Here is an 18,644-nt window from a genome sequence, read left to right on the forward strand (position 1 = left end):
CAGCAGCGTATTGAGCCGACTCACTGCATCCAGGAAGCGGTTGGGCGAACTGTGCAACACGCTATTGGGACATAGCCAAAAAAAACCCCGCCAAGAAGGCGGGGTCGAGGTTACGAGCGTGGCGGCTCGAAAGTTGAAGCGTTACAGCAGCATGGTGCGGATGTCCGCAAGCACATCACCCAGACGCTTGGTGAAGCGCGCCGCCGCGGCACCGTTGATCACCCGGTGGTCGTAGGACAGTGACAGCGGCAGCATCAGCTTGGGCTGGAAGGCTTTGCCGTCCCAGACTGGCTGGATGGTCGCCTTGCTCACGCCAAGAATCGCCACTTCCGGCGCGTTGACGATCGGGGTAAAGCCGGTGCCGCCAATGTGGCCGAGGCTGGAAATGGTGAAGCACGCGCCCTGCATGTCGTCAGCGGAGAGCTTCTTGGTGCGGGCTTTTTCCGCCAGAGCGGCGGCTTCGGCAGCCAGTTGCAGCAAGCTCTTCTGATCGACGTTCTTGATCACTGGGACCAGCAGACCATCTGGGGTGTCCACGGCAAAGCCAATGTGCACGTACTTCTTGCGGATGATCGCCTTGCCGCTTGGTGCCAGCGAGCTGTTGAAGTCCGGCAGCTCCTTGAGCAGGAAGGCGCAGGCTTTCAGCAGTAGCGGCAGTACGGTGAGTTTGACCCCTGCCTTTTCCGCCACGACTTTTTGCGCAACGCGGAAGGCTTCCAGCTCGGTGATATCGGCCGAATCGAACTGAGTCACGTGAGGCACGTTGAGCCAGCTGCGATGCAGGTTGTTGGCGCCGACCTGCATCAGGCGGGTCATCGCCACTTCTTCGATTTCACCAAACTTGCTGAAGTCCACCACCGGGATCGGTGGGATGCCGGCACCACCGGTTGCTCCGGCGGCTGGGGCTTCTTTGGCCTTCTGCATCATCGCTTTGACGTAAGCCTGCACGTCCTCTTTGAGCACGCGGCCTTTCGGCCCGCTGCCCGGTACGACTGCCAGCTCGACACCAAACTCGCGAGCGAGCAAGCGTACGGCCGGCCCCGCATGCACCTTGGCGCCATCGCGCTTGGGCATGGCGGCCACATTGGCGGCCGCGGCGGAGAGCGAGGCAATGGCGCTGACTTCAGCGGCAATGGCCGGGTTGGCGCCAGCAGGTACCTTGTGGGTTTCGCTGGTGCTTGAAGCGGCGGGCGCTGGGCTCTGGCTTGGTTTTTCAGCGGGTGCTGCTGGGGCGTCAGCCCCGGCAACCTTGAGCTTGAGGATCAGGTCGCCAGTGCCAACATCGGCATCCAGTTGCACCTCAATACTTTCCACCACGCCGGCAGTCGGCGAGGGGATTTCCATGCTCGCCTTGTCCGACTCCAGAGTGATCAGCGACTGGTCGGCTTCGACCGTATCGCCAACCTTGACCAGCACTTCGATGACCTTGGCCTTGCTGTCCGAGCCGATATCCGGCACATGCACGTCTTGTACGCTGCTGGCTGCTGGTGAGGCCGCAGCAGGTGCTGGCGCAGCGGCTTCGGCGACTTTCGGCGCTTCGGCAGCAGGTGCTGCAGCTGGAGCCGCAGGCGCTGCTTCGGCATCGCCTTCAACGTCCAGTTCGAGCAGCTCGTCGCCTTCTTTCAGGGTGTCGCCGAGCTTCACTTTCAGGCTTTTCACCACGCCGGCTTTCGGCGCGGGGATTTCCATACTGGCCTTGTCCGACTCCAGGGTCAGCAGGCTCTGATCAGCCTCGATGCGATCACCGACCTTGACCATCAGTTCAATTACTTCACCCTCACCACCACCGATGTCGGGTACGCGAATCAATTCACTCATCGTTTCGCTCCTTAGCAGTCCAGTGGGTTGAGTTTTTCCGGGTTGATGCCGAACTTGGCGATGGCCTCGGCCACCACTTTAGGTTCGATATCGCCACGGTCGGCGAGGGCTTCCAGGGCAGCTAGGACAACCCAGTTGCGGTCCACTTCAAAGAAGTGGCGCAGCTTCTTGCGGCTGTCGCTGCGGCCGAAGCCGTCGGTGCCCAGGACTTTGAATTCCTTGCTCGGTACCCACTGGCGAATCTGCTCGGCGAACAGCTTCATGTAGTCGGTCGAGGCAATCACTGGGCCTTTACGGCCGCCCAGGCATTCTTCCACGTAGGTCTGCTTAGGCTTCTGGCCCGGGTGCAGACGGTTGCTGCGTTCTACGGCCAGGCCATCACGGCGCAGTTCGTTGAAACTGGTGACGCTCCACACGTCTGCCGCGACGTTGAACTCGTCACGCAGGATCTTCGCCGCTTCGCGCACTTCACGCAGGATGGTGCCGGAACCGAGCAGTTGCACGTGGTGCGCCGCTTCCTTCTTGTCTTCTTCGAGCAGGTACATGCCCTTGATGATGCCTTCCTCAACACCCAGCGGAATGGCTGGCTGCTGGTAGGACTCGTTCATCACGGTGATGTAGTAGAAGACGTCCTGTTGCTCTTCGGTCATCTTCTTCATGCCGTCCTGGATGATCACCGCCAGCTCATAGCCGTAGGTTGGATCATAGGTGCGGCAGTTAGGGATGGTCGCCGCCAGCATGTGGCTGTGACCGTCTTCGTGCTGCAGGCCTTCGCCGTTCAGCGTGGTACGGCCGGCGGTGCCGCCGATCAGGAAGCCACGGGTGCGGCTGTCGCCAGCGGCCCAGGCCAGGTCACCAATACGCTGGAAACCGAACATCGAGTAGAAGATGTAGAACGGCAGCATCGGCTGGTTGTGGCTGGAGTACGAGGTACCCGCCGCAATAAACGAGCTCATGGCGCCGGCTTCGTTGATGCCTTCTTCGAGAATCTGGCCCTTCTTGTCCTCGCGGTAGAACATCACCTGGTCTTTATCGACTGGCTCATACAGCTGGCCGACCGAGGAGTAGATGCCCAGTTGGCGGAACATGCCTTCCATACCGAAGGTACGGGCTTCGTCCGGGATGATCGGGACGATGCGCGAGCCGATGTCCTTGTCCTTGACCAGCTGCGCGAGGATCCGCACGAAGGCCATGGTGGTGGAGATTTCACGGTCGCCCGAGCCGTCGAGGATGGCCTTGAGGGTTTCCAGTGGCGGCGTCGGGATGCTGAAGCTCTTGGCGCGGCGCTGTGGCACGAAACCGCCCAGTGCTTCGCGGCGCTCGCTCAGGTAGCGCGCTTCGGCGCTGCCGGCTTCTGGTTTGATAAACGGCAGGTTTTCCAGCTCGTCATCTTTAACCGGAATGTCGAAGCGGTCGCGGAACTGCTTAAGGCTGTCGACGTCGACTTTTTTGGTGTTGTGCGCGGTGTTCTTCGCTTCGCCGGCACCGGTGCCATAACCCTTGACGGTCTTGGCCAGGATGACGGTTGGCTGGTCTTTGTGGTTGACCGCCTGGTGGTAGGCCGCATAGACCTTGTACGGGTCGTGGCCGCCACGGTTGAGCTTCCAGATCTCGTCGTCGGACAGATCCGCCACCATCGCTTTGAGTTCTGGCGAGTTGAAGAAGTGCTCACGGACGAACGCGCCGTCCTTGGCCTTGTAGTTCTGGTATTCGCCGTCGATGACTTCGTCCATACGGCGCTGCAGGATGCCGTCGACGTCTTTGGCCAGCAGTGGGTCCCAGAAACGGCCCCAAACCACCTTGTTAACGTTCCATCCACCGCCACGGAACACGCCTTCGAGTTCCTGGATGATCTTGCCGTTGCCGCGTACTGGGCCGTCGAGGCGCTGCAGGTTGCAGTTGATGACGAAGATCAGGTTGTCCAGCTTCTCGCGGCCAGCCAGGGAGATCGCACCGAGGGATTCCGGCTCGTCGCACTCGCCGTCACCCATAAAGCACCAGACTTTCTGCTTGCCGGCTGGGATAAAGCCGCGCGCTTCCAGGTACTTCATAAAGCGTGCCTGGTAGATTGCCTGGATTGGACCGAGGCCCATGGAGACAGTCGGGAACTGCCAGAAGTCTGGCATCAGCCACGGGTGCGGGTAGGACGACAGGCCTTGACCATCGACTTCCTGACGGAAGTTGTTCATCTGGTCTTCAGTGATGCGACCTTCCATAAAGGCACGGGCGTAAACACCGGGCGAGGCGTGGCCCTGGAAGAAGATCAGGTCGCCGCCATGCTCCTCGGTCGGAGCCTGGAAGAAGTAGTTGAAACCGATGTCATACAGCGTCGCGGAGGAGGCGAAGCTGGAAATGTGACCACCCAGATCGGAATCTTTCAGGTTGGTGCGCATCACCATCGCCAAGGCGTTCCAGCGCACCAACGAGCGAATGCGGCGTTCCATAAACAGGTCGCCAGGCATGCGTGCTTCGTGGGTCAGCGGGATGGTGTTGCGGTACGGCGTGGTGATCGCGTAAGGCAACTGCGAACCGCTGCGGGTCGCGAGTTCACCCATACGGGTCATCAGGTAATGGGCACGGTCTTCGCCTTCTTTGTCGAGAACCGATTCCAAGGCGTCCAGCCATTCCTGGGTTTCGACGGGATCGAGGTCTTGCATGGCTTGCTCCAGGGCGGAAAGGCTTCCAGAATCGGAGGCCAGGTTTCGCGGACGACTTCGTGAGTGGCCGCGTGAATTCTTGGATTGACCGGGGGTAGGACCGGCTGTGTGTAGTTTTACTACATTCCGGCGCCGATTTCAGCCTTTTGGATACAATCTTTGGTAGTAAAACTACAATTATTTTCTGCTAGTGCCGCTGCAGGCTCTTTGAGTGGGGTTTCCCGTCGAGGTTCGGCGCGCTGGCAGATCGTTAAAAAGGATAGACCATGAGCCTGCCCGCGCTGGCCTCTTTACCCGCTGCCCTAGCCCCTCTTGCAACACGTGCCGAGCAGTCTCTGCGGCAGGCGTTTGCCGGGCTCTCCCATGCTGCTTCGGCGGCTTATGCGGGCTGGCCGAGTGCGCGCCGCGCGGCCTTGCAGCGCGTGGTGGCGGCTAGCGATTTCGTGGTGCTGCAAGGCGAGCGTGATCCGCAGATGCTGCTCGATCTGGCCGCCAGTGGTGAGCTGGAGCGCAGCCTCGGTGTGGGCGAGCTGCGCAGTCAACTGGCGCAGGCATTGGTTGAGTGCGCCGATGAAGATGAGCTGGCGCGGCGCTTGCGGCGTTTTCGCAACCGTCAGCAGGTGCGCCTTATTTGGCGTGATATCAGTCGCCAGGCTGATCTGATTGAAACCTGTCGCGACCTCTCCGATTTAGCCGATGCCTGTATCGATCTGGCTTATCAGTGGCTCTATGCGGGCCATTGTGTGCAATTTGGCACGCCCATCGGTCGGCATACGGGGCAGGCGCAACAGATGGTGATTCTGGGGATGGGCAAGCTCGGGGCCCATGAACTCAATTTGTCGTCGGATATCGACCTGATCTTCGGGTATCCCGAAGGTGGCGAGACCGAAGGCGTGAAGCGTCCGCTGGATAATCAGGAGTTCTTTATCCGTCTCGGCCAGAAGCTGATCAAGGCGCTGGACGTGATCACCGTCGATGGTTTCGTGTTTCGCACCGACATGCGTTTGCGCCCCTATGGCTCCTCCGGTTCGCTGGTGTTCAGTTTTAATGCCTTGGAGCAGTACTACCAAGACCAGGGCCGTGACTGGGAGCGCTACGCGATGATCAAGGCGCGGGTGGTCGGCGGCGATCAGGCTGCCGGCGCGCAGTTGCTGGAGATGTTGCGGCCCTTCGTTTACCGGCGTTACCTGGACTTTTCGGCGATTGAAGCGCTGCGCGCGATGAAGCAGCTGATCCAGCAGGAAGTGCGGCGCAAGGGCATGGCTGAGAACATCAAGCTGGGTTCTGGTGGTATCCGCGAGGTGGAGTTTATCGCCCAGGCCTTCCAGCTGATCCATGGCGGGCGCGACCTGAGCCTGCAGCAGCGCTCTCTGTTCGCGGTGCTGAATACCCTGCGCGACCAAGGCTACTTACCGGCGGCGGTGACCGATGAACTGCGTGATGGCTATGCCTTCCTGCGCTATGCCGAGCATGCCCTGCAGGCCATCGACGACCGGCAGACGCAGATGCTGCCGGACAACGATCAAGACCGCGCGCGCGTGGCTTTTATCATGGGCTTCGACAGCTGGCAGGCGTTCCACGAACAGTTGATGTACTGGCGTGGCCGGGTCGACTGGCACTTCCGCCAGGTGATTGCCGACCCTGATGAAGAGGAGGGCGGCGAGCCGGCCGAGGCGGCGGTGGGCTGCGAATGGCTGCCGCTGTGGGACGATATGCAGGACGAAGAATCAGCGTGTCGGCAATTGGCTGAGGCCGGCTTTGCCGAGCCGCAAGCGGCCTGGCGGCGACTGCTGGGGCTGCGCAACAGTAATCAGGTGCGTGCCATGCAGCGCCTGGGTCGTGAGCGCCTGGATGCCTTTATTCCACGCTTGCTGGCGCAAACCGTCGAGCACGCTAACCCGGATCTGGTGTTGGAGCGTGTGTTGCCGCTGATTGAAGCCGTGGCGCGGCGCTCGGCTTACTTGGTGCTGCTCACCGAGAACCCCAATGCCTTGCAGCGGTTGCTGACCCTGTGTGCGGCCAGCCCGTGGATCGCCGAGCAGATCACCCGCTTCCCGCTGTTGCTCGATGAGCTGCTCAACGAAGGGCGGCTATTTAATCCGCCGCTGGCCCCCGAGCTGGCTGCCGAGCTGCGCGAGCGCTTGATGCGGATTCCCGAGGAGGACCTGGAGCAGCAAATGGAGGCGCTGCGCCATTTCAAGCTGGCGCATCGTTTGCGCGTCGCGGCCTCGGAAATTGCCGGCAGCCTGCCATTAATGAAAGTCAGCGATTACCTGACCTGGCTGGCCGAGACGATTCTCGATCAGGTACTCGCTCTGGCCTGGCACCACACCGTGAGCCGCTACGGTGTGCCGCGTCGTGCTGATGGCAGTCTCTGTAATCCGGATTTCGTCATCGTCGGCTACGGCAAGGTCGGCGGTATCGAGCTGGGCCACGGTTCGGACCTCGACTTGGTGTTTATCCATGATGGCGATCCGCACGCGGAAACCGATGGTGAAAAGTCCATCGACGGTGCGCAATTCTTCAATCGCCTCGGTCAGCGCATTATTCATCTGCTGACCACGCAGACCAACTCCGGTCAGCTGTATGAGGTGGACATGCGTTTGCGGCCTTCCGGTGCGTCCGGCTTGCTGGTCAGCTCGCTGGGCGCGTTCGAGCGTTATCAGCAAGGCGAGGCCTGGACCTGGGAGCATCAGGCGCTGGTGCGGGCGCGGGTGTTGGTCGGTTGTGCGCGCGTCGGCAAGGCGTTTGAGGCGGTGCGCGCCGCAGTGCTGGGGCGTGAGCGCGACCTGGAGACGCTGCGCACTGAAGTCAGCGAGATGCGCGCGAAGATGCGTGACAACCTCGGCAGCAAGGCCACCGCCGCCGGCACCGCGGCGAATGCCTTCGAGGCTACGGCCCCGTTCGACCTCAAGCAGGACGCCGGAGGTATCGTCGATATTGAATTTATGGTGCAATACGCGGCCCTGGCCTGGTCGCGCCAGTACCCGGAATTGCTTGAGTTCACCGATAATATTCGCATTCTGGAAGGGTTGGAGCGGGCCGGCTTGTTGCCGGGGGAAGATGCCCGTTTGCTGCAGGATATTTACAAGGCTTACCGCTCAGCGGCACATCGCCAGGCCCTGCAAAAGCAACCTGGGGTGGTCAGCGGTGAGCAGTTTGCCGAGGAGCGGCACACGGTGATGCGCATCTGGCGAGCGCTGGGTTTGAGCTGAATATAAGGATGTCGGGCGCCCAGGGTGGCCGGCCAACGTTGTACCAATCGAGTTTGAGGAGCAGGCAACTATGTCGATGGCTGATCGTGATGGCGTGATCTGGTATGACGGCGAACTGGTGCCGTGGCGCAACGCGACCACTCACGTGCTGACCCATACCCTGCACTACGGCATGGGCGTGTTCGAGGGCGTGCGCGCCTACAACACGCCGCAGGGCACGGCGATCTTCCGTCTGCAGGCACACACCGACCGCCTGTTCGACTCGGCCCACATCATGGGCATGAAGATTCCGTACAGCAAAGACGAAATCAACGAAGCCACCCGGGCCGCGGTGCGTGAGAACAACCTCGAAAGCGCCTATATCCGCCCGATGGTGTTCTACGGATCTGAAGCCATGGGCCTGCGTGCCAGCGGCTTGAAAACCCAGGTGATCGTCGCGGCCTGGAGCTGGGGCGCCTACATGGGCGATGAAGCCCTGCAGGTGGGGATCAAGGTGCGCACCAGCTCCTTTACCCGTCACCACGTGAATATCTCGATGACCCGCGCCAAGGCCAACGGCAACTACATCAACTCCATGCTGGCGCTGCAGGAAGCGGTCTCCGGTGGTGCCGATGAAGCCATGTTGCTGGACCCGGAAGGCTATGTGGCCGAAGGCTCGGGCGAAAACATCTTCCTGGTCAAGAACGGCGTGATCTACACCCCGGAAGTGACCTCGTGCCTGAACGGTATTACCCGTAACACCATCCTGACCCTGGCGGCCGAGCACGGTATTGACGTGGTCGAGAAACGCATCACCCGCGATGAGGTGTATATCGCCGACGAGGCCTTCTTCACTGGCACGGCTGCCGAAGTGACGCCGATTCGCGAAGTCGATGGTCGGCAGATCGGTGCAGGTCGTCGCGGACCGATCACCGAGAAATTGCAAACTGCCTATTTCGACCTGGTCACCGGTAAAACCGATGCCCATGCCGAGTGGCGTACCCTAGTTAAGTAAGCGGCCTGCTGCGTCGGATGGGTTGAGCATTGCGATACCCGTCGGGCGTGCAGGCTAGGCTGATAGCCGAGTGTTGAGTCTGTCCGGGAGGCGAAAGCCTCCTTGGTCGTTTCTGGAAGTGGCATGAAAATACTGATCGTAGGCCCCAGCTGGGTGGGTGACATGGTGATGGCGCAGACATTGTTTCAGTGTCTGCGGCAGCGCCACCCTGGCTGTGAAATCGATGTGCTGGCCCCCGAGTGGAGTCGGCCGATTCTCGAGCGCATGCCCGAAGTGCGTCAGGCCCTGAGCTTTCCGCTCGGCCATGGCGTGCTGGAGTTGGCGACGCGGCGCAAGATCGGCAAGTCCCTGGCGGGCCAGTACGATCAGGCGATTCTGCTGCCCAATTCGCTCAAGTCCGCGTTGGTGCCATTCTTCGCCGGTACCCCCAAACGCACCGGCTGGAAAGGCGAGCTGCGTTACGGCCTGCTCAATGACATTCGCATTCTGGACAAAGAACGCTACCCGCTGATGATCGAGCGGTTTATGGCGCTGGCTTTCGAGCCAGGTGCCGAGCTGCCGAAGCCGTATCCGCGCCCGGCACTAGAGATCAATGCACAGAGCCGCGATGCCGCGCTCGCTAAGTTCGGTTTAAGCCTGGATCGGCCGGTGCTGGCGCTGTGTCCCGGTGCCGAGTTCGGTGAAGCCAAACGCTGGCCGAGCGAGCACTACGCCAAAGTTGCCGAGCTGAAGATTCGCGCCGGTTGGCAGGTGTGGATATTCGGCTCGAAGAATGATCATGCGGTCGGTGAAGATATCCGTAGCCGGCTGATTCCTGGCCTGCGTGAAGAAGCCAGCAACCTGGCCGGCGAGACCAGTCTGGCCGAGGCGATCGACTTGATGTCGTGTGCGGGCGCCGTGGTGTCCAACGACTCCGGCCTGATGCATGTGGCGGCGGCGTTGAATCGCCCGCTGGTGGCGGTCTACGGTTCAACCTCGCCGGGCTTTACCCCGCCGCTGGCTGAGCAGGTGGAAATCGTCCGCCTGGGCCTGGAGTGCAGCCCCTGCTTCGAGCGTACCTGCCGTTTCGGCCATTACAACTGCCTGGGCCAGCTTAAGCCGCGCCCGGTGATCGAGGCGTTGGATCGCCTGGTCAGTGATCCGGTTGAGGTTGAATAGTTTGCGGGTACTGTTGATCAAAACCTCCTCGCTGGGCGATGTGGTACACACCCTGCCGGCGCTCACCGATGCCGCGCGGGCGATTCCCGGTATTCAGTTCGACTGGGTGGTGGAAGAAGGCTTTGCCGAAATCCCCGCTTGGCATCCGGCCGTCGCGCAGGTGATTCCGGTGGCGATTCGCCGCTGGCGCAAGCACCTCTGGCAGACGCTCAGGAATGGTGAGTGGCAGCGTTTTAAGCAGCGCCTCGGGGAAACTCGGTACGACCTGGTGATTGACGCCCAGGGCCTGCTGAAGAGTGCCTGGCTGACCCGCTACGTCAACGCGCCGGTGGCTGGCTTAGACCGCGACTCCGCGCGCGAGCCGCTGGCCAGCCGCTTCTATGATCGCCGCTATGCCGTACCGCGTGAGCAGCATGCGCTTGAGCGTACCCGTCAGCTGTTTGCCCAGGCGTTGGGCTATGCGCTGCCTGCAGATATCGGCGACTACGGCCTCAACCGCGCGCTGCTAGCCGATGCAGCGCCGCAGCCTTACTTGCTGTTTCTGCACGGCACCACCTGGCCAAGCAAACACTGGCCGGAAGCTGACTGGCGCCAGCTGGCTGAGCAGATGAGTGCCCAGGGGTGGGCTATCCGTCTGCCTTGGGGTAACTCCAGCGAGAAAGCCCGCGCCGAGCGAATTGCTGCCGGTATTGAAAGCGCTGCAGTACTGCCCAAACTTAACCTGGCAGGTGTGGCCAAGGTGATTGCCGGCGCCAGTGCCTGTGTGGCGGTGGACACCGGTCTGGGCCACTTGGCCGCGGCGCTGGATGTGCCAAGTATTTCTCTATACGGCCCAACACTGCCCGGGCGAGTAGGGGCCTATGGCCGTGGCCAGGTGCACCTGTGCGCCACGGGGCCGAACGCCGGTTCGGGCGATCGACATAAACCCTGTTTCGAGGGCCTGGATGCTGAGCGTGTTGCTACGCATTTACAGGACCTGTTGCTGGCCGAGGGCGTTGTCTGATGCAGCTCGCATTTATCCTTTACAAGTACTTTCCGTTCGGCGGCTTGCAGCGCGACTTTATGCGCATTGCCCTGGAGTGCCAGGCGCGCGGCCATGCGATCCGCGTCTACACGCCAATCTGGGAAGGTGAGGTCCCTGCGGGTTTCGAGGTGGTCGTGGTGCCGGTCAAGGCGCTGTTCAACCACAAACGTAATGAAAAGCTCACCGCGTGGGTTGAGGCCGACCTGGCTAAGCGCCCGGTAGATCGGGTGATCGGCTTCAACAAAATGCCCGGCCTGGATGTCTATTACGCCGCCGATGGCTGTTATGAAGACAAGGCGCAGACCCTGCGCAACCCGCTTTACAAGTTGTGGGGCCGCTACAAACACTTCGCCGATTACGAGCGGGCAGTGTTTGCTCCCGAGTCGAAGACCGAGATTCTGATGATCTCGGAAGTGCAGCAGCCGCTGTTTATCAAGCATTACCACACCCCGCTGCAGCGCTTTCACCTGCTGCCGCCAGGTATTGCCCAAGACCGCCGTGCGCCGGCCAATGCTGCCGAGATTCGTGCTGCGTTCCGCGCCGAATTCAACCTGGCGGATGACGACCTGCTGCTGGTGCAGATCGGCTCCGGCTTCAAGACCAAAGGGCTGGATCGCAGCCTCAAAGCGCTGGCTGCCTTGCCGCGTGAGCTGAAAAAACGCACCCGGTTGATTGCCATCGGTCAGGACGATCCGCGCGCCTTCCAGTTGCAGGCCAAGGCGCTGGGGGTGTCCGATCAGGTGCAAATCCTCAAGGGGCGTAGCGATATCCCGCGCTTTCTGCTCGGCGCCGATCTGCTGATTCACCCGGCGTACAACGAGAACACCGGCACCGTGCTGCTGGAGGCCTTGGTCTCCGGCTTGCCCGTGCTGGTCACCGACGTTTGCGGCTATGCCCATTACATTGCCGAGGCGGATGCTGGGCGAGTGTTGAGCGGGCCGTTTGAGCAGGCGCGGCTTAATCAGCTGCTCGCCGACATGCTGGCCGACGACTCGCGTCGTGCCCTCTGGTCGCGCAATGGTCTGGCTTACGCCGACCACGCGGACCTGTATTCCATGCCGCAACATGCGGCCGACATCATCCTGGCGGCGCGTCCATGAAGTTGCACTTGGCTGAACCCTTTAAAAGCCTGTGGGCCGGTCGCGATGCCTTCGCTGCCGTTGAGGCCCTGCAAGGTCAGGTGTACCGCGAGTTGGAAGGGCGTCGCACGCTGCGTACCGAAGTGGCTGGGCGTGGCTACTTTGTGAAGATCCACCGTGGCATTGGCTGGGGCGAGATCATCAAGAACCTGCTCACTGCCAAGCTGCCGGTACTCGGTGCGCGCCAGGAGTGGGAGGCCATCCAGCGCCTGACTGAAGTCGGCGTAGCCACCATGACCGCTGTGGCCTATGGCGAGCGCGGCCGTAATCCGGCGGCGCAGCATTCGTTTATCGTCACCGAAGAGTTGGCGCCGACTACCGACCTTGAGCAGCTCAGCCTGAACTGGGCGCAACAACCGCCCGAGCCACGGCTCAAGTGGGCGTTGATCAATGAAGTGGCGAGCATGGTTGGCAGCATGCACCGTGCCGGGGTCAATCATCGCGACTGTTATATCTGCCACTTCCTGCTGCATACCGATAAGCCGGTCACGGCGGATGATTTCCGCCTGTCGGTGATCGATCTGCATCGCGCTCAGGTTCGCAGCCAGTTGCCCATGCGCTGGCGCAACAAAGACCTGGCCGCGCTGTATTTCTCCGTGCTGGATATCGGCCTGACCCGGCGCGACAAGCTGCGCTTTTTGCGCCGCTACTTTGCGGTGCTAAACGGGCAGCAGCCGCTGCGCCAAACACTCAGCGCCGAACGCCCGCTACTGGTGTGGCTGGAGCGTAAGGCGGACGCGCTGTATGCGCGCAAGCAGCGTTACGGGGATGCGCTCTGATGGCTGGGTGGACGCTGGATGCCCAGTATCAGGAGTTAGCAGAGGATTTTGGCAGCCTTCAGGCGGTGTTCGCTCTGCAGGGGGAGCGGCTGACCAAAGACCCGTTGTCCGAGGTCATCCGCATCGAGCGCGCGGGCGTGCGCTATTACGTCAAGCGCTACTGGGGCGGCGGCAAGGGCCTGCGCCGCTACATCGGGCGGCCACGGGTCAAGGCGGAATGGCAGAACCTGAAATACTTCGCCAAGTGGGGCGTGGCTACGGCGCCGATTGTCGCGTTCGGGCTAGAGCGTCAGTTCGGACGTTTTGTCCGGGGGGCGTTGATTACCCGCGAGATCAGCAATACCGAAGACCTGAGCTTGCTTGCCAATAACGACGATCCACGCCTGCAGGATCGCCATTGGGTTAATACCGTCAGCCTTCAACTGGCCCGCGCCACGCGGACCTTGCATGAGCATCACTTCACCCATAACGATCTCAAATGGCGCAACTTACTGGTTAATGATCGGGCGGAGTTATTTTTGATCGATTGCCCCACGGGTACATTCTGGTGGGGGCCGCTATTACGCTATCGCATCATCAAGGACCTGGCCTGCCTGGATAAGGTGGCCAAGTACAAATTGTCACGTACTCAGCGCCTACGTTTTTATCTGCAATATCGAGGTCGCAGTCGTTTGAGCACTGCCGATAAACGCCGCGTACGTCGGGTTGTGGGTTTCTTTGAGGGGCGTGAATGACGGATTTTATTGCGGCACAGGATCGCGCGCTGCTTGAGCAGCACGGCCTGGCCAGTTTTGATGCGCTGTGGGCGTTAAAGCTTGAAGCGGTCGACGAGCCCAATACCGAGCGCGGTGGCTGGAGCAGTGTCTATCGCCTGGACCTCGGTGAGGCGGCCTTCTACCTCAAGCGGCAGAGCAACCACCTGACCCGCAGTGTGCTGCATCCGTTCGGCGAGCCGACTTTTGCCCGTGAGTTTCGCAATATTCAGCGCTATCAGCGCCTGGCTATCCCGGCGTTGCAGGCGGCGTTTTTTGCCCAGCGGCGAGTCGCGGGCGAGCAACGGGCAATTTTGCTGACGCGCGCGTTGGATGGCTGGAGCGACCTGGATAGCTTGCTGGCGGAGTGGCGCGCACACAGCGAACCGCAGCGTGGCGCTATTTTGCAGGCGTGCGGCACGCTGGCCAGGCAGCTGCACGGCGCTGGGCAAATGCATGGCTGCTTTTACCCCAAGCATATTTTTCTGCGCGAAACGGCGGCTGGCTTTGATGCGCAGCTGATCGATCTGGAAAAGACCCGACCGCTGCTGTTCGGGCGGCGTGATCGGGTTAAGGATCTGGAGCCACTGCTGCGCCGCGCCAGTGTCTGGAGTGACGCAGAGGTGGCCGTGCTGCTGGCAGCTTATCTAGATGAGCGTGTTGATCTCGAGGCCTGGAGCGCACAACTTGGGGCTCGTCGGCGTAATAAGGAGGCGCGTTGATGAGTTTGGCGAGTCTCAGTCAGGCCGGGCGTTCGCCGTCTCTGCCGCTGACTCTGCAGCTGGCCGATGCGGCGGGCTCGGCAGCGTTGACTCTACAGCGGCTGCTGCGTGTCCTGCCAGGGCAGCGCTATGTCGGCCTGGCTGAGTGGCGCGGTCGCCCGGTGCTGGCCAAGTTGTTGGTTGGCGACAAGGCCGCTCGGCATTTTCAGCGTGAGCGTGATGGCGCGCGCCTGCTGGCTGAGCAGGGGTTGCCTACGCCGCCACTAGTGGCCGATGGCTTGCGCGAAGGCGAGGGCGGTTGGCTGTTGTTTGAGTATTTGGACGGTGCCGAGAGCTTATGGGATGCCTGGCGTGCGGTGGAAAACCAGGCGTTGCTCAGTAGTGATCAGCAGGCTGTATTGGCTGAAGCTTTGGGGTGTATTGCGCATATGCACGCCAAGGGGCTCTGGCAAGCTGACCTGCACCTGGACAATCTATTGCGGCACGACGGCCAATTGTTCGTTATCGATGGCGGCGGCGTGCAGGTTGAGGTGGCCGGGCAGCCGTTGTCACGCAGCAAGGTGCTGGAAAACCTCGGCGTATTCTTCGCCCAGTTGCCCGCCGAGCTGACGCCCTTTATCGAAGAGTTGCTGGTGCATTACCTGCTGGCTAACGGCGAGCATGCCTTGCCACTGGAGGCACTGCTCAACGAGGTGGCCAAGGTCCGTAAGTGGCGTCTGCGCGATTACCTGCGCAAAGTCGCCCGAGATTGCAGCCTGTTCGCCGCTAAAGTGGGCGCCTTTGGCCTGCGCGTGGTACGCCGTGAAGATGAGGCCGACTTGCAGCCGTTGCTGGCGAATCTGGATCAGCTCACCGAACAAGGTCATATCTACAAGACCGGTGGTGCCGCGACGGTGGCGCGGGTCGAGCTGAATGGGCGGCCCTTGGTGGTCAAACGCTACAACGTGAAGAGCGTCGCCCATTGGCTCAAGCGCTTTTGGCGGCCTAGTCGCGCCTGGCACAGCTGGGTCGAGGGTAACCGCCTCCACTTGTTGGGCATTGCCACCCCGCGGCCACTGGCCGTACTGGAGCAGCGCTGGTGCTGGTTGCGCGGGCGCGCCTACCTGATTACCGAATACTGCGGCGGGCAGGATATAATCGCGCGCTTTGACAACTACCTCGACAGATCGCCTCCGGAAACTGAGCTGTTGGCGCTGGATCGTTTGTTCGCCGCCTTGTTGCGCGAGCGCATCAGTCACGGTGATTTCAAAGGGCACAATCTGTTTTGGGATGAAGACTTGGCTCGTTGGTCGCTGATCGACCTCGACGCCATGCAGCAGCACCGCAGTGCACGCCGTTTCGCCAGGGCTTATGCCCGCGACCGTGCTCGTTTTCTGCGCAACTGGCCTGCCGACTCGGCGCTGCACCAGTTGCTCAACCAACGTATACCGCTGACGCCCGGCGTCGGCTCAGCAGACTAAAAGAGGCAAAACCAGTGGCACTGACCATTCTCGGCCTGTCCGGCGCCCTCAGCCATGACCCTTCCGCCGCCCTGTATATCGACGGCAAGCTGATCGCCGCCGTCGAAGAAGAGCGCTTCGTGCGCGACAAGCACGCGAAGAACCGCATGCCCTATGAATCGGCCAAGTTCTGCCTGGAGCAGGCTGGGATCAAGCCGTCTGATGTTGATGTGGTGGCGATTCCGTTTGCCCCGATCAGCATCTTCGAGAAGGCTCGCTGGCAGTATGCCAAGCGCTACTGGTATGCACCGGACCGCGCGCTTGATGCGATCCTGATGGGCAACCGCCGCTACAAGCGCTACTACAAGCACATTCAGTGGTGCCTGCAGCAGCTCGGCTTTGACCTGAAGAAAATCAAGATCGAGCCGGTCGAGCACCACCTGGCCCATGCCGCCAGTGCCTACCACTGCTCGGGTTTTACCGAGAAGACCGCGATTCTTGGCATAGACGGTAAGGGTGAGTACGCCACCACCTTCTTTGGCTACGGCGAGAACGGCAAGATTCACAAGATCAAAGAATTCTTCGATCCGGATTCGTTGGGCGGCCTATATGGCGCGATTACTGAGTTCCTTGGCTTTGAAATGCTCGACGGCGAGTTCAAAGTGATGGGCATGGCCCCCTACGGCGATGCCAGCAAGTACGACTTCTCACGCTTGGCCAAGTTCGAAAACGGCGAGTTGGTGATCAACACCGAGTACGCCAACGTCATCGGCCTGCGCCGTTATAAAGAAAACGGCAAAGGCTTCTATTTCTCCAAGAAGCTGATCGAGTGGCTGGGGCCTAAGCGCGAAGGCGACATCGCCGACGACCCCTACATCCATTACGCCGCCAGCATGCAGGCATTGTTCGAGAAGCTGGCGCTGCAAATGATGGAGCACTATCTCGGCGACATCATCCGCGAAACCGGCAAGATCGCTTTCGCCGGTGGCTGTGCGCTGAACGTTAAGCTCAACCAGAAAATCATTGCCCGCGATGACGTGAAGGAGCTGTTCGTGCAGCCGGCGTCCGGCGACGCCGGTACTGCAGTGGGTGCTGCCGCCTACATCTCGCACCAGCGCGGCGTGCCGGTGGAGAAGATGGAGCATGTCTATCTCGGCCCGTCCTACTCCAACGAAGACGTGATCGCCGCCTGTGCTCGTCACCCGAGCAAGCCGGTGTTCAAACGCATCGACAACATGCCGCAGCGCATCGCCAAGATCATGGTCGACGCTAACCCGGTGGCCTGGTTCCAGGGCCGCATGGAGTTCGGTCCACGGGCCCTCGGCGGTCGTTCGATCATCGGTTGCCCGAGCGTGCCGGGCGTGGCTGATCGCATCAACGAACAGATCAAGTTCCGCGAGCGCTGGAGGCCGTTCTGCCCGTCGATGCTCGACACCGTCGGCCCGCAGATGCTCAAGGTCGACCACCCGAGCCCGTTCATGACCTTCACCTTCGAAGTCAACGACGAGTGGAAGACCCGCGTCGGCGAAGTGGTCCACGAAGACGGCACCTCGCGTGCCCAGGTGCTCAAGCGCGAATACAACCCGCGCTACTACGACATGATGCTCGAACTGGAAAAACTTACCGGCAACGGCGTGTCGCTGAACACCTCGCTCAATCGCCGCGGTGAGCCGATGATCTGCTCGCCAACCGACGCGCTGAACATGTTCTACGGCTCCGACCTGCAGTACCTGATCATGGAAGATATTCTGGTGGTCAAGGATGGCAAGGATTGGTATGACAACGTCTGAGGACGCAGTGACCGGGCAGCCGTGGGTGTTGCAGTTCTGCCACGGCTACGACGGTCCCTTCCTCGACTGTGCGCGGCAGTACGCCGCGTTGTTTATCGGCACCCGTTATAAGGTTTGTACGGTTTACCTGACCGGCAAACCAAGTGCAGAGGTCGAGCAGGGCTCGGCTTCTGACGAGGTGATTTTCCTCGACTACTCCAGTCGCGAAGTGCGCGGCCTCAAGCTCAAGGCGATTCGTGATCTCAAGCGCATCGTCGCTGCGCACGAATTCAAGCTGTGTATCGCTCATCGCTTCAAGCCGATTTATATCGCCTTGCTGGGTAGCGATTTGCCGGTGATCGGCGTACACCATGCGTTTGGCGATTATCAGCGCTTATCACGTCGGCTGTTCGCTAATGCCTTCAAGAAGCGCTTGGCGTTGCTTGGTGTATCCGATGCGGTGCGTGATGACATGCGTGCCTGCTTACCGAGCTGGCCGGCTGAGCGTATCCAGACCCTGTACAACCGTATCGACATTGCCGCCGTACAGGCTGCTCAGGTCTCCCGTCACGACGCCCGCGAGCACCTCGGCTTGCCTCAGGATGCTTGGGTTGTCGGCAATGTCGGGCGTCTGCATCCAGATAAGGATCAGGCTACGTTGATCCGTGGATTTGCCCAAGCATTGCCACAACTGCCCAAGGGCAGTCTATTGGTGATCATGGGCAGTGGTCGACTGGAAACGCAGCTCAAGACCCTGGCTGTGGAGTTGGGTGTGAGTGATGCCGTGCGTTTTGTCGGGCAGGTGGCGAATGGCCGGCGTTACTTCAAGGCGTTTGACCTCTTTGCTTTATCCTCGGATCACGAGCCTTTCGGCATGGTGTTGTTGGAAGCTATGGCTGCCGGTGTACCTGTTATCGCCAGTGATTGCGGTGGTGGGCCTGAAGTGGTGGGGGATGCCGGCGGGTTGTTTGGGTTCGCTGATGCCGCTGCGTTGGCGGCCATGCTGGAGCAATTCTCGGTTATATCCGCGACCCAGCGAGAGCGCACCGAGTCGCTTATGTTCGCGCGCTTGCAGGAGCGGTTTTCTGACCGTGCTGTGAGTGAGGTTTTCTGGGGGCTGGCTGCCATGCGACCTTTCCAGATGGGTGAGCCGTTTTGAGCGTGATATGCCTCTGTCC

General features: G+C 61.0%; 13 protein-coding genes. 11 read left to right on the forward strand and 2 right to left on the reverse strand.

Annotated elements, in window-relative coordinates:
* Positions 1 to 141: 141 nt before the first annotated feature.
* Positions 142 to 1,818, reverse strand: coding sequence for a dihydrolipoyllysine-residue acetyltransferase (gene aceF / locus N1078_RS05370; protein ID WP_274087177.1), 1,677 nt, complete (start codon positions 1,816 to 1,818; stop codon positions 142 to 144).
* Positions 1,819 to 1,829: 11 nt separating this feature from the next.
* Positions 1,830 to 4,475, reverse strand: a complete 2,646-nt coding sequence (gene aceE / locus N1078_RS05375; RefSeq protein WP_274087178.1) for a pyruvate dehydrogenase (acetyl-transferring), homodimeric type — start codon at positions 4,473 to 4,475, stop codon at positions 1,830 to 1,832.
* 266 nt (positions 4,476 to 4,741) lie between these two features.
* On the opposite strand from aceE, the gene glnE reads away from it, so the two are divergent.
* From glnE to N1078_RS05430, 11 genes are all read left to right on the forward strand, one after another.
* A complete protein-coding gene (gene glnE / locus N1078_RS05380; RefSeq protein ID WP_274087179.1) occupies positions 4,742 to 7,690 on the forward strand; it encodes a bifunctional [glutamate--ammonia ligase]-adenylyl-L-tyrosine phosphorylase/[glutamate--ammonia-ligase] adenylyltransferase in 2,949 nt (982 codons plus the stop codon).
* Positions 7,691 to 7,760: 70 nt separating this feature from the next.
* The gene (ilvE, locus tag N1078_RS05385; protein ID WP_274087180.1) at positions 7,761 to 8,684 is read left to right on the forward strand and encodes a branched-chain-amino-acid transaminase; all 924 of its coding nucleotides are present in this window, start codon (positions 7,761 to 7,763) and stop codon (positions 8,682 to 8,684) included.
* A 123-nt stretch (positions 8,685 to 8,807) separates the two neighbouring features.
* Complete coding sequence (waaF, locus tag N1078_RS05390) at positions 8,808 to 9,842, forward strand: lipopolysaccharide heptosyltransferase II (RefSeq protein WP_274087181.1); 1,035 nt, start codon at positions 8,808 to 8,810, stop codon at positions 9,840 to 9,842.
* Position 9,843: 1 nt separating this feature from the next.
* Positions 9,844 to 10,845: a lipopolysaccharide heptosyltransferase I gene (gene waaC, locus N1078_RS05395; RefSeq protein WP_274087182.1), complete on the forward strand. Its 1,002-nt coding sequence runs from the start codon at positions 9,844 to 9,846 to the stop codon at positions 10,843 to 10,845.
* The gene (locus N1078_RS05400) at positions 10,845 to 11,966 is read left to right on the forward strand and encodes a glycosyltransferase family 4 protein (protein ID WP_274087183.1); all 1,122 of its coding nucleotides are present in this window, start codon (positions 10,845 to 10,847) and stop codon (positions 11,964 to 11,966) included. The genes waaC and N1078_RS05400 overlap by 1 nt, the downstream gene beginning before the upstream one ends.
* Entirely contained in the window at positions 11,963 to 12,784 is an 822-nt protein-coding gene (gene rfaP / locus N1078_RS05405; protein ID WP_274087184.1) for a lipopolysaccharide core heptose(I) kinase RfaP, read from the forward strand. The genes N1078_RS05400 and rfaP overlap by 4 nt, the downstream gene beginning before the upstream one ends.
* Positions 12,784 to 13,518, forward strand: coding sequence for a lipopolysaccharide kinase InaA family protein (locus tag N1078_RS05410; protein ID WP_274087185.1), 735 nt, complete (start codon positions 12,784 to 12,786; stop codon positions 13,516 to 13,518). The genes rfaP and N1078_RS05410 overlap by 1 nt, the downstream gene beginning before the upstream one ends.
* The gene (locus N1078_RS05415; RefSeq protein ID WP_274087186.1) at positions 13,515 to 14,258 is read left to right on the forward strand and encodes a lipopolysaccharide kinase InaA family protein; all 744 of its coding nucleotides are present in this window, start codon (positions 13,515 to 13,517) and stop codon (positions 14,256 to 14,258) included. The genes N1078_RS05410 and N1078_RS05415 overlap by 4 nt, the downstream gene beginning before the upstream one ends.
* On the forward strand, positions 14,258 to 15,718 hold the full coding sequence (locus tag N1078_RS05420; protein ID WP_274087187.1) for a lipopolysaccharide kinase InaA family protein: 1,461 nt from the start codon (positions 14,258 to 14,260) through the stop codon (positions 15,716 to 15,718). Before N1078_RS05415 ends, N1078_RS05420 begins: the two co-directional genes overlap by 1 nt.
* A gap of 14 nt (positions 15,719 to 15,732) precedes the next feature.
* Entirely contained in the window at positions 15,733 to 17,487 is a 1,755-nt protein-coding gene (locus N1078_RS05425) for a carbamoyltransferase family protein (RefSeq protein WP_274087188.1), read from the forward strand.
* On the forward strand, positions 17,474 to 18,625 hold the full coding sequence (locus N1078_RS05430) for a glycosyltransferase (RefSeq protein WP_274087189.1): 1,152 nt from the start codon (positions 17,474 to 17,476) through the stop codon (positions 18,623 to 18,625). Before N1078_RS05425 ends, N1078_RS05430 begins: the two co-directional genes overlap by 14 nt.
* The last annotated feature ends 19 nt before the right edge of the window (positions 18,626 to 18,644 follow it).

Origin of the sequence: Pseudomonas sp. MIL19 (assembly GCF_028680365.1) — a bacterium.
GTDB lineage: Bacteria > Pseudomonadota > Gammaproteobacteria > Pseudomonadales > Pseudomonadaceae > Aquipseudomonas > Aquipseudomonas spirodelae.